Source organism: Streptomyces botrytidirepellens, from assembly GCF_003721215.1.
GTDB classification, from domain to species: Bacteria; Actinomycetota; Actinomycetes; order Streptomycetales; family Streptomycetaceae; genus Streptomyces; species Streptomyces himastatinicus.
In genome coordinates, this window is record NZ_RIBZ01000122.1 from 1 (window position 1) to 11655 (window position 11655).

Annotated in this window: 9 protein-coding genes; 2 read left to right on the top strand and 7 right to left on the bottom strand. The window is 73.2% G+C overall.

Features of this window, described 5'->3' with window-relative positions; translation table 11 throughout:
• From EEJ42_RS09575 to EEJ42_RS09605, 7 genes are all read right to left on the bottom strand, one after another.
• Positions 1-918: LpqB family beta-propeller domain-containing protein (locus tag EEJ42_RS09575; RefSeq protein WP_484422002.1), on the bottom strand; the 918-nt coding region annotated here is incomplete at its 3' end.
• Between the two features lie 16 nt (positions 919-934).
• Positions 935-2281 carry a M20/M25/M40 family metallo-hydrolase gene (locus EEJ42_RS09580; protein ID WP_123099537.1) on the bottom strand — a complete coding sequence of 449 codons (1347 nt, stop codon included), beginning with the start codon at positions 2279-2281 and terminating at the stop codon, positions 935-937.
• Entirely contained in the window at positions 2274-3107 is an 834-nt protein-coding gene (locus tag EEJ42_RS09585; RefSeq protein WP_123099538.1) for a M55 family metallopeptidase, read from the bottom strand. Before EEJ42_RS09585 ends, EEJ42_RS09580 begins: the two co-directional genes overlap by 8 nt.
• Positions 3108-3118: 11 nt before the next feature.
• The gene (locus EEJ42_RS09590) at positions 3119-3892 is read right to left on the bottom strand and encodes a class I SAM-dependent methyltransferase (protein WP_123099539.1); all 774 of its coding nucleotides are present in this window, start codon (positions 3890-3892) and stop codon (positions 3119-3121) included.
• A gap of 80 nt (positions 3893-3972) precedes the next feature.
• The gene (locus EEJ42_RS09595) at positions 3973-6420 is read right to left on the bottom strand and encodes a SpoIIE family protein phosphatase (RefSeq protein ID WP_123099540.1); all 2448 of its coding nucleotides are present in this window, start codon (positions 6418-6420) and stop codon (positions 3973-3975) included.
• A 182-nt stretch (positions 6421-6602) separates the two neighbouring features.
• Positions 6603-9131 carry an MFS transporter gene (locus tag EEJ42_RS09600; protein WP_425472867.1) on the bottom strand — a complete coding sequence of 843 codons (2529 nt, stop codon included), beginning with the start codon at positions 9129-9131 and terminating at the stop codon, positions 6603-6605.
• Positions 9132-9344: 213 nt separating this feature from the next.
• Entirely contained in the window at positions 9345-9800 is a 456-nt protein-coding gene (locus tag EEJ42_RS09605) for an SRPBCC family protein (protein ID WP_123099541.1), read from the bottom strand.
• A 165-nt stretch (positions 9801-9965) separates the two neighbouring features.
• Here EEJ42_RS09605 and EEJ42_RS09610 point away from each other — a divergent pair, with 165 nt between their 5' ends.
• Positions 9966-11003 carry an Rv2578c family radical SAM protein gene (locus tag EEJ42_RS09610; protein WP_123099544.1) on the top strand — a complete coding sequence of 346 codons (1038 nt, stop codon included), beginning with the start codon at positions 9966-9968 and terminating at the stop codon, positions 11001-11003.
• Between the two features lie 68 nt (positions 11004-11071).
• Positions 11072-11575: a GNAT family N-acetyltransferase gene (locus tag EEJ42_RS09615; protein WP_123099542.1), complete on the top strand. Its 504-nt coding sequence runs from the start codon at positions 11072-11074 to the stop codon at positions 11573-11575.
• The last annotated feature ends 80 nt before the right edge of the window (positions 11576-11655 follow it).

Sequence of the window (11655 nt, forward strand, 5' to 3'; positions counted from 1 at the left end):
GGACCGGCCCGGTCCCGCGAGCGGGCCGGATCCGGCGGCCGGGGCCGAACTCGCCATCGCGGGCGCTTCCGCGTTCGGCCCCGCCGCCGCGGGGACGCGCGGCGGCGGCAGGCGGTGCAGGTTCCACCAGCCGGTGCGGTCGGTGGCGGCGAGGAGGGAGCCGTCAGGGGCCCAGTCGACCTGGGCGAGGGACTCCCCCGGTCCGCCCAGCGCCGCGCAGGCATCCGTGAACGGACCGTCGTCCGTCACCTCGGCGACCATCACCACCGTGCCGTCCCACGGCATCTCAGGGTGGTTCCAGGCGATCCACGCGACCCGGCGGCCGTCGGGCGAGAGCCGGGGCGCGGTGACGAAGTCGTGGCGGGCGTCGGTCAGTTCGCGCACCGCCGTGCGGTCCTCGGCGGCCGAGCCGTCCAGCGGTACGGCGGCGATCACGCGCCGTACGTCGGTGGGCCGCTCCCCCGTGAACTCCTCCAGCACGCACCACACTTCGCCGCGGTCCGCATGCAGCCGCAGGTCCGCCCAGCGCAGACCCTCGCCCACGGAGGACACCGGAGTCAGGGGGCGCGGCGGGGCGCCCGCCGGGGCGTCCGGCTCGTACGCGTACAGCCGCTGGTCGGCGAAGTGGACGAACACCACCAGCGGGCCGCCGGTCGCGCGCGGCGCCGCGGCCCAGGGGGTGCCGCCGTAGCCCATGACCTTGCTGCGCACGTTCCACGGCGGGGGCAGTACGGGCTCCTCGGTGCCGTCGGCCCGCCGCCGGATCAGCGCGCGGCGGCCGCCCTCGGCGGGGCGGGGCGCGGTCCACCACACCTCGGGGCCGACCGTGCCCACGTACTCGGGGTGGCCGTCGTGCGAGGCGGCGAGGGCGGCGTCGACCGGGGAGGGCCAGGTCCCGTACGGGGCGGTGGCCGTCACCTGCTGCACCACCGGCTCACGCCCTCTGGAGGAAGTGGTCGAGCACCCGGACGCCGAAGTGGAGGGCGTCGACCGGCACCCGCTCGTCCACGCCGTGGTAGAGCGCCTGGTAGTCGAAGCCCTCGGGCAGCCGCAGCGGCGAGAAGCCGTACCCGCGGATGCCGAGCCGGGAGAACTGCTTGGCGTCGGTGCCGCCCGACATGCAGTACGGCACGGCGTGGCCGCCGGGGTCGAAGCGCTGGATGGCGGCGCGCATCGCCTCGTACGTGGGCGCCTCGGGCCCGACCGGGGCCTGGAGCGGGACCTCGCGGTGGTGGAACTCCCAGTCGACGTCGGGGCCGGTGAGCCGGTCGAGGGTCTCCCGGAACTCGTCCTCGCCGCCGGGCAGCATCCGCCCGTCGATATAGGCACTCGCGCTGCCCGGGATCACATTGACCTTGTAACCGGCCTCCAGGACCGTCGGGTTGGCGCTGTTGCGCACGGTCGGCTCGATCAGGGCGGCGGCCGGGCCCAGCTTGGCGAGCAGTTCGTCGACGTCGAAGTCGGGCGCGTCCACATCGGCCGGGATGTCCTGGAGCGCGGCGATCTCGGTGAGCGCCGCCTTGACGGTGGGCGTCAGCCGGACCGGCCAGCGGTGGTCGCCGATGCGGGCGACGGCGGCGGCCAGCCTGCTGACCGCGTTGGCCCGGTTGACCTTCGAGCCGTGTCCGGCCCGGCCGCGCGCGGTGAGCTTCAGCCAGGCCGTGCCGCGCTCCCCCGCCGCGATGGGGTAGAGCCGCAGCCCGGGCCCGGCGTGGAAGGTGAAGGCGCCGGACTCGCTGATGCCCTCGGTGCAGCCCTCGAACAGCTCCGGGTGCCGGTCGGCGAGGTAGCCGGAGCCCCAGGCGGCGCTGTCCTCCTCGTCGGCGGTGAACGCCAGCACGATGTCCCGGCGGGGCCGCACCCCGGCCCGCGCCCAGGCCCGGACGACCGCGAGGACCATCGCGTCCATGTTCTTCATGTCGATGGCGCCCCGGCCCCACACCACCCCGTCGCGCACCTCCCCGGAGAAGGGGTGCACGGTCCAGTCGGCGGGCTCGGCGGGCACCACGTCCAGATGGCCGTGGACGAGCAGCGCGGGCGCCGCCTGGTCGGTGCCCTCGATCCGGGCGACCACATTGGTGCGCCCCGGCGACCGCTCCAGCAGCGTGGGGTCGATGTCCACGTCGCTGAGCATCTCCGCCACGTACTCGGCGGCCGGGCGCTCCGAGCACTCCCCTCCGCCGCGGTTGGTGGTGTCGATCCCGATCAGCTCGGAGGTGAACCGCACCACCTCCTCCAGCGCCTGCGCGTCGATCGCCTCCGGACGGACCGTGTCACCCATATTGCTCCTCCACCGCGGCCGATACGACGGTCGTGACCGCCTTGAAGCAGCGGATCCCCTCGTACATGGTCGGTGAGGTGAAGGCGACGCGCCGCTCGCCGCTGCGCTCCACGCCCGGTACGACGCTCGCCGCCCCCACCAGATGCTCGGCGTCGAATTCCAGCTCGATCGTGAACGGCCCGCGGCGCGGGGGTTCGTGGCGCACCGCCAGCACGGCGGCCTCCCGCGCCGCCTCCCGGATGTCCGCGGCGGTACGGGCGGGGGTGCGGCACACCGCCGCGTACCGCGAGACGTAGTCCTTGACGGCGACACACCGGGCGTCCGGCGCATAGCCCTTGGCGTCCTCGCAGGTCTTGTCGTCCCCGGTGACGAGCACCACCGGCACCCCGTACTCGGCGACCACCAGCGAGTTCAGCAGGCCCTCGCTCGCCCGGGCGCCGTTCGCCCAGACGCCGGTCACGGAGTTGGGGAGGTACGTGTGCGCGAGCACGCCCTCGGTGCCCGCTCCGGTGTGATAACCGATGAACGCCACCCCGTCCACATCGCCGTGCTGCACCCCCTCGACCATGCTCAGCGTCTTGTGCTTCCCCGTGATCATCTGCGCCCGCTGGTCCAGCTTCTCCAGCAGCAGGTTGCGCATGGACCAGTGGGCCTCGTTGATGAGCACCTCGTCCGCGCCGCCGTCGAAGAACCCCTGCACCGCCGCGTTCACATCCGAGGTGAACGGGTGCCGGAAGCGCTCCCACTGCGGGGTGCCGGGCAGGACGTCGCCCGGCCAGGTCACCCCGGTGGCGCCCTCCATGTCGGCGCTGATCAGGATCTTCATGGTTCGTTACGTTACGCGCTGCGCGGGGGCCGAACCACCCCTGTGGATAACCGTCCCTCGCCCTCCGGCGCCCGTCCCACCACGAACCACCGGGCCGGGAGCTCCACCCGCGAACCGTCGGCCCATTGCTCCGTCTGGGCCAGGGCCGTGGGGCCCTCGGCCAGGACCCGCAGTCCCGCAGCCACCAGCAGCTCCGGCACTTCGCAGTCCGCCGCGTCGGCGGGCTTCAGGCCGTGGTCGAACACGCGGCGGAGCTTGAGCGGCGGGCCGCCGGGGCTCTGAGCCAGGCGCGCCAGCGTCGTCTTGGACTCCTCGGTCAGCTCCGCGACGAAGCCCCGGCCGCGGCTGCCGACCAGGGTGGCCACCGCCTCGGCGACCGGACGGCGGTCGGGGGCGTCGCTCTGGTGGATGACGGCGCGCATGTAGACGTTGGCGTCGCCGAGGCGTTCGTGCAGCTCCCGCACGGCCGCCGGGTCGGTGAGGTTCAGCTGCCGGAACTCGGCGGTCCGCTCCGTATCGGCGCGCCGCGCGTGCTCGACCGCCGCCTGGGACAGGTCGACGCCCAGGGCGCGGCCGCAACGGGTCGCCAGATAGCGGGTCTGGGTGCCGTTTCCGCAGCCCAGGTCGAGGATGGGGAGGGAGAGGTCGGCGTGCGGGGCCAAGCGGTCGATGTCCCGGGCGGCGCTCAGCGACGGGGAGGCATCCCAGATGGCCTCCCCCGGGGCGTCCGAGGTGGCCCGCCAGTAGCTCTCCCACGCTTCCCGGTAACGCTCCGACACGCTCATCGCCGCTCCCCGCGTCCGTTCCCACTGTGCGTCAGGCTCTGCATCCAGGCTGCCCGTCAGGCCGTGCGTCAGGCCGTGCGTCAGGAGTGACGGGCGGGCCCCGTCAGCGCCTGCTCGAACCAGACGGTCTTGCCCTGCCGCGTCCGGCTCGTCCCCCACTCCCTGGCCAGCTCGCTGATCACGCGCAGCCCGCGCCCGCACTCGTCGTCCGGTCCGGCGGTCAGCAGCGCGGGCAGGTCGTGGTCGTCGTCGGAGACCTCGCACAGCAGCGCCTCGGTGCGGACCAGGCGCAGCACCACATGGTGGGTGTGGGCGTGCCGCACCGCGTTGGTCACGGCCTCGCTGACGAGCAGTTCGGCGGTCTCCACGGCGTGCGGGAGGTCCCAGCGCAGCAGCCGCTCGCGGACCAGGCGGCGGGCCCGGCGCACCTCGCCCGGGTCGAGGGCCAGCCGCCACTGGGCGACGTCGTCGGAGGGGATGCCGTTCAGCCGGGCCATCAGCAGCGCCACGTCGTCCTTGCGGCCGCCGCGCCCGTCTTTCTCCCGGGACGAGGCAGCGAGCGCGCGGATGACGGTGTCGCACGCGTCGTCCATCGACGCCGCCGGGTGGGCTGCGGACTCGCACAGCGCCGCGAGCCCGGCGCCGATGTCCTGGCCGCGCACCTCGACCAGGCCGTCCGTACACAGGATGAGGCGGTCGCCGGGCGCGACCCGCACCGTGGCCGTCTCGAACGGCACGCCGCCCACGCCGATCGGCGCGCCGGTCGGCAGGTCCAGCAGCGCGCTGCGGCCGTCCTGGGCGCGGACCAGCACGGGCGGGATGTGCCCCGCGTTGGCCAGGAGCAGTTCGGAGCGGATCGGGTCGTAGACCGCGTACAGGCAGGTGGCCAGATAGTGCTCGCCGAGCCGCTGCGCCAGGTCGTCCAGGTTGCGCAGCAGCTGCGCGGGAGGCAGGTCGAGGGCGGCCATGGTCTGGACGGCGGTGCGCAACTGGCCCATCATCGCGGCCGAGTTCAGCCCGTGCCCCATGACGTCGCCGACGACGAGCGCGGTGCGCGAACCGGACAGCTTGATGGCGTCGAACCAGTCGCCGCCGACCCGGCCGAGCCGGGTGCCGGGCAGATAGCGGGTGGCGGTGTCACAGCCCGCCATGCGCGGCGCCACCTGGGGCAGCATGCTGTCCTGGAGGGTCTCCGCCACGTTCTCCTGGTACGTGTACATGCGGGCGTTGTCGAGCACGAGCCCGGCGCGGGCGGCGAGTTCGGCGCCGGTCGTGCGGTCCATGTCGTCGAACGCCTCGCGGCCCGCGCGGCGCAGCAGCACCATGAAGCCGAGCACGACGGTGCGCGCCTTGAGCGGCACGATGAGGATCGACCGGCCGTTGATCAGCGGCCGCAGGTCCCGCTTCTCGAACTGCCCGGCGATCCGGTCGCCCAACTCGTCGCCGATGTACGGGATGAGCACGGGCTCACCGGTGACCATGCACTGGAAGAACGGGGTGTGCTCGGGGAACGCGATGCTCTCCCCGACCGGCACCGTGTCGTCCCAGCGCCCCGGTTCGTCGTTGTGCTCGACCCAGACGCGGTGCCAGACGGTGGTGACGTCGGGCGGGCCGTCGGGGAAGCCCTCGCCCGCGAGGACCTGGGCGCGCAGGTGCGTACCGGCGAAGTCCGCGAAGCGCGGGACGGCGGCGCTGGTCACCTCGCGGATGGTGCGGGCCAGGTCGAGGGAGCTGCCGATGCGGCCGCTGACCTCGTTCAGGAACTCCAGGCGCTCGCGGACGGCGGCGTGTTCGAGGTCTTCGAGTTCTTCGGGGTCTTCGAGTTCTTCGGGTTCTTCGAGGTCCTGGGGGCCGGACGGCGGATCGGCCGGGGTGGCGGGACCACCCTCGGCGGCCGCGCGGAGCCGTGCCGCGCGGCGGGCCTGGCGCTCGCGGTAGCGGGGCATGCCCCAGTCGGGGGTCACCGGGACCCGTTCGTGGTGGCTGATCTCCAGGACGGGGTAGCCGAGTTCGAGGACCTGGGCGACGATCCGGCCGCCGGTGGCCGGGCCCATGTTCGGCAGGATGTCGGGCAGTCGTCCGGCCAGCAGCTCGGCGCCGGGGAACTCGGTGTGCAGCGCGAAACCCGGCGCGAAGCGCTCGTCCGGGGCGCCCCCGGTGAGCCCCGCGGCGTCGGCGGCCAGCACCAGCAGCCGCTCGGGGCCCGGTCCCACGAGGGGGTACGCCCACCACAGGACGTCGATCTGGGCGGCGGCGTCGGCGGGGGTCATCCGGGCGCGGCCCGCGGTGGGGTAGGAGCGCGGGCCGCCGAGGGCGTCGTCCGGTGCGGCCGCCTCGTGCGGCAGGTCCTCGCCGCGCAGTGCGCCCGAGACCGGCATCAGATCGACGGCGGGGGCGCCGACGGCCTGCTCGCGGGTGCGTCCGAAGAGCTTGCGGGCGCCGGAACTCCAGTGCGTGACCAGCCCGTCGGCGTCGACGACGACCACCGCGAGCGGGATCCGGCCGGACACCTCCGTGCCATGCTCCATAGGCGGAAGACTCCTTCGCACGCACGACCCGCACCACCGTCTTCAACGGTACGGCGGGAGCCGGTCACGGCGTGGGCCAATACCCGAATAGGTGTCATCTTGTACGAGGTTGCGGGCATGTGTGCGAAGCCCGCGCCCCGGCCCCCGGCGGAAGGCGGGGGCCGGGGCGGGGCGGCCAGTGGTCAGTCCTCGTGGCCCAGGTGCAGATCGCGTTCCGTACGGCCGCCGCCCGCCACTTGGAGCACGGTCGCCACCGGGGGGTAGCCCGCCGCGATCACCGTGTACTCCCCCGCCGACAGGTCGATGAAGCGGAAGGCCCCGTCGGCGGCGGTGGTCGCGGTGTCGACCACGTTCCCCGCCGCGTCCAGCAGCGTGACCCGGGCGTCCTCGACGAGGCGGCCGCCACCGGCGCGTACGACCCCGCGCAGCACCGCGCCCCCGGCCAGTTCGATGTCCTGGCGGGTCTCGCGCGCGGCCTGCACGGTGACGGGCAGCGCGGCGGGGCGGAAGGCGGGCGCGCTGGAGGCCAGGGTGTACTCCCCGGCGACCAGTTCGGTCATCACATAGCCGCCTTCACGCCCGCTGCGCGTGGAGGCGACCACCTCGCCGCGTACGTCGGTGAGGGTGACCGTCGCGTCCCGTACGGGCGTGCCGTCCGCCGTGAGCACGGAACCGGCGAGGCGGCCCGCGCCGCCCAGCACCACGTCCAGCTCGACCGGGCGGTCGCCGACCGTGACGCTGACCGCCCGCGGCTGGTGGCCTCCGGCCGCCGCGATCAGGACGTACGACCCGGTGCCGGGGGTGCTCAGCGCGTACCGCCCGTCCTCGCCGGTGGCGCCGCGCCCGATCTGGCGGCCGCCGATGTCGATGAGGGTGAGCGCGGCCCGCGGGACCGAGGTGCCGTCGTGGTGCTGGACGGTGCCGCAGACCGGGATGCCCGCGACGGGCGGCGGCGGGGGCGGGGCGGCGTGCCGGGGCACCGAGCGCGCCGCCGGTACGACGGGGTCCGGCTGCACGCCGGGGTCTGGCTGGACGGCGAAGTCGGTGTGGGACACCAGTGGTTTCTCCTTCAGCAGGAAGGCGAGCAGGAAGCCCAGGACGAGCACCGGCACGAGGTAGAGGAAGATCCGCGGTATGGCGTCGGCGTACGCCGTGATGTAGCCGTCGCGCAGGGCGCGCGGCATCGCGTGCACGATCTGCGGGGTGATGGAGTCGGGGTCGGGCAGCTCCGGTCCGCCGACGGTACGGACGCCCGTGCCGCCGGGGAACTCCTCGGCGAGCCGGTCGGCGAGCCGATGGGCGAAGAGCGTGCCGAAGATGGCCGCGCCGACGCTGCCGCCGATCTGCCGGAAGTAGTTGTTGGCGCTGGTGGCCGAGCCGAGGTCGTCGGGGGACACCGAGTTCTGCACGGAGAGGATCAGCACCGGCAGGACGAGCCCGATGCCCAGCCCGAGGACGCCCATCCAGAGGCTGTAGTCCTGGCGGGAGGTGTCCTCCTCCAGCCGGGACAGCAGCCACATGCCGCCGATCGAGATGAGGCCGCCGACGACGGGGAAGACCTTGTAGCGGCCGGTGGTGCTGATGAGCTGTCCTGCGGCGATCGAGGCCAGCACCATGCCGCCCATCATGGGCACCATCAGCAGCCCCGACTCGGTGGCGGAGACCCCGTCGACCATCTGGAGGAAGGTCGGCAGGTAGCTGGCGGCGCCGAACAGCGCGACGCCGATGACCGCGCCGATGAGCCCGGAGACGCAGAAGACCGAGTCGCGGAACATCCGCATGGGCATGAGCGGTTCGGGGACGACGCACTCGACGACGACGAAGAGGATCGCGGAGCCCGCCGCGCCCAGGGCGAGCCCGAGGATGACGCGCGAGTGCCAGCTGTACTCCGTACCGCCCCAACTCGTCAGCAGGATGGTGCAGGTGGAGAACATGGTGAGGAACAGGGCGCCCAGGAAGTCGAAGCGCGGCCGCCGCAGCGGTTCGGGCACCTTGAGGACGGCCGCCACCACGGCGAGCGTGACCAGGCCGAAGGGAACGTTGACGTAGAAGCACCAGCGCCATGAGGCACGGTCGGTGAAGAAACCGCCGATCAGCGGCCCGGCCACCGACGCGAGGCCGAACGCGGCCCCGATGAGCCCCATGTAGCGGCCGCGCTCCCGCGGCGGCACGATGTCGGCGATGATCGCCTGGACGCCGATCATCAGCCCGCCCGCCCCCACGCCCTGCACCGCGCGGAAGACGATCAGCTCGTCCATCGTGCGCGACCACCCGGCGAGCGCGGAGCCCACGACGAAGACGACGATCGCGAAGATGAAGACGCTCTTGCGGCCGATGAGATCGCCGAGCTTGCCGTAGACGGGCAGCACGATGGTGACGGCGAGGAGGTAGGAGGTGACGGTCCAGGACATCTTGTCCAGGCCGTGCAGTTCGCCGACGACCTCGGGGAGGGCGGTCGCGACGATCGTCTGGTCGAGGGCGGCCAGCAGCAGGGCGAGCATCAGCCCGAGGAAGACCGTCCGCACCCGGGCGGGGCTGAGCCCGGCCCCGGCGGGGCCGTCGCCGGCGCGTGGTCGCGCCGTGCCGGTGCCTCTGCCGTCCCCGTCCCCGTCGCCGGGTTGGGCTCCGGGTCCGTTGTCGCCGGAGGCGCGGGCGGGTGCGCCTGCCGGCCGATGGCCCTTCGCGAAGGTGGTCTCGGTGATCCCGCCCACGTCTGTCTCCCCTCGTCACGCCTGCGCCGCCGCCCTTTTCTCGCATTACGCAACAACAAGGGGCAAGCGCGACGAATCGACAAAGAGACGGGTTCGGGCGGCTTTACCGCAAGTGAGAGCATGTGCGCCCATGGAGCGCACCGCGGAGAAAACCACCCGAACCGGTGACCGCGGCACCGAGACCGAGACGGGGGCGGCCCGGCGCCCGGGAGGCTACTGGGCGCTCTGAGCCGGGAGTTCGGCCGCGAGCTTCTCCAGCACGCCGTCGTAGATGCGGGCGAGGCCCTTGGGCGCGAAGGTGCGCTCGAAGAAGCCGCCGATGCCGCCCGCGCCGTTCCACACCGAGGTCACGACGACCCGCGCCTTGCCCTCCCCGGCCGGGGTGACGGTCCAGGTGGTGACCATCGAGGAGTTGCGGTCCTTCTCCACGAGCTGACCGTCGCTCGGCTCGGAGACCTCGAGCAGGCAGTCGCGCACCCGCTTGCTGGTCGCCTGGAGCCGCCAGTGGACGAGGGTGCCCTCGCCGTCGCCGCCCTCACGGACCTCGTACTCGCTGAACTGCTCGGTGAGCAGCCGGGGGCGGACCTCGCGGTAGTCGGCGAGCGCGTCGAACACGTCCTCGGGCTTGCCCGTGACGATGCGCTCCGTGGTGGCCTCGACCTGGCCCATTGCTCTGTCCTCCGATGCTTGCGTTGCGTTGGTGCGCTGCGGCGCCGTTGCCCTGCGCGGGCAAGCCAACCACCTGCGGGTCACCCGCCCAAATTCGGGGTTGACGGAAACGAAGGGAACATGTGTTCTATTAAGGGAATGAGCGAGACTCCGGAGGTGCGGGCCATGCGCTGGGACAACCTGACAGGCGACGGCGAGGCGGCCGCCCCGGCCCTCTTCTCCACGGACGCAGTGGTCCGCCGCACGTTCGACACCCCCGAATTCCGCGGCATCACCTTTCACGAGATCCGCGCACGTTCGATCGTGAACCGGGTGCCCGGGGCCTCCCGGATGCCGTTCGAATGGACCGTGAACCCGTACCGCGGCTGCACCCACGCGTGCGTCTACTGCTTCGCGCGCAAGACGCACAGCTATCTCGACCTCGACACCGGGCGCGACTTCGACACCCAGGTCGTGGTCAAGGTCAACGCCCCGGAGCTGCTGCGGCGCGAGCTGGCCGCGCCGCGCTGGCGCGGCGAGCACATCGCCATGGGCACCAACGTGGACTGCTACCAGCGCGCCGAGGGCCGCTATCAGCTCATGCCCGGCATCCTCGGCGCGCTCGTCGAGCGCGCCAACCCCTTCTCCATCCTCACCAAGGGCACCCTGATCCTGCGCGACCTGGAGCTGCTGCGCCGCGCCGCCCGCGTCACCGACGTCGGCGTCTCGGTCTCCGTCGGCTTCACCGACAGCGCGCTGTGGCGCACCGTCGAACCCGGCACCCCCTCCCCCGAGCGGCGCCTCGATGCCGTACGGACCCTGTCCGAGCACGGCGTCCCCTGCGGGGTGCTGATGGCCCCGGTGATCCCCTTCCTCGGCGACTCCCCCGAGCAGCTGCGCGCGACCGTCCGCGCCATCGCCGAAGCCGGGGCGACCTCCGTGACCCCGCTCGTGCTGCACCTGCGCCCCGGCGCCCGCGAATGGTTCACGGCCTGGCTCACCCGGCACCACCCGCGGCTGCTGAAGCGGTACGACGCCCTGTACGACGGCGGCTCGTACGCACCGAAGTGGTACCAGCGGCGGATCACCGGCATGGTGCACGACCTCGCCGCCGAGTACGGCATCGGCCCGTACGAGCCCGGAGCCCACCGCGCCGTCCCCGACCCCGCCGCTACCCCCGATCCCGCCGATTCCCCGGGCCCGGCCCAGTTGTCGCTGCTGTGACCCTTCCACCGGTGTCCGGGTCACGCCCCCTACGGTGGACGTATATGTACGGGGTGCTGGTAAGGGAGATGACCGAGTCCGACATCGACGCCGTGGCTGCGGTGCGGGTGCGGGGGTGGCAAAAGGCGTACACGGGACTGATGCCGCAGTCGTATCTGGACGGCCTGAGCGTCCAAGAGGACGCCGAGCGGCGGCGGGAGTTCTTCTCCCGCGGACTCGGCGACGTGGTCAACCTGGTGGCGGAGGACGGCACCGGCGAGGTGGTCGGCTGGTCCTGCTTCGGCCCGTACCGGGACCGCGATCTGCCGCCCGGGGACGCCGAGCTGTACGCCCTCTACGTCCACCCCTCGCTCCTGGGCACGGGCATCGGCCGCGCCCTCCTCGACGAGACCCGCCGCCGGGTCGCCGAGCGCGGCTTCCCGCATCTGCGGCTGTGGGTGCTGGAGGGGAATGGACGGGCCCGCCGCTTCTACGAACGGGCCGGCTTCGTGACGGACGGGGGCGCGGAGACGTACAAGGTGGACGGTGCGGCGGTGCCGGAGGTGCGCTACACCCTGCGGCTACTGGCGTAGCACACGTCCGGAACCGCCGCCGCGTCACCGCACGCCCGCGCGGCCCGTGCCCGCGCGGCCGGAGCGCGGGGCGGGGGGCG

Excerpts from the sequence above, each read along its gene's own strand:
- EEJ42_RS09615 (WP_123099542.1), top strand. The coding sequence starts at position 11,072 with ATGACCGAGTCCGACATCGACGCCGTGGCTGCGGTGCGGGTGCGGGGG.
- EEJ42_RS09610 (WP_123099544.1), top strand. The coding sequence starts at position 9,966 with ATGCGCTGGGACAACCTGACAGGCGACGGCGAGGCGGCCGCCCCGGCC.
- EEJ42_RS09605 (WP_123099541.1), bottom strand. The coding sequence starts at position 9,800 with ATGGGCCAGGTCGAGGCCACCACGGAGCGCATCGTCACGGGCAAGCCC.
- EEJ42_RS09580 (WP_123099537.1), bottom strand. The coding sequence starts at position 2,281 with ATGGGTGACACGGTCCGTCCGGAGGCGATCGACGCGCAGGCGCTGGAG.
- EEJ42_RS09585 (WP_123099538.1), bottom strand. The coding sequence starts at position 3,107 with ATGAAGATCCTGATCAGCGCCGACATGGAGGGCGCCACCGGGGTGACC.
- EEJ42_RS09590 (WP_123099539.1), bottom strand. The coding sequence starts at position 3,892 with ATGAGCGTGTCGGAGCGTTACCGGGAAGCGTGGGAGAGCTACTGGCGG.
- EEJ42_RS09595 (WP_123099540.1), bottom strand. The coding sequence starts at position 6,420 with ATGGAGCATGGCACGGAGGTGTCCGGCCGGATCCCGCTCGCGGTGGTC.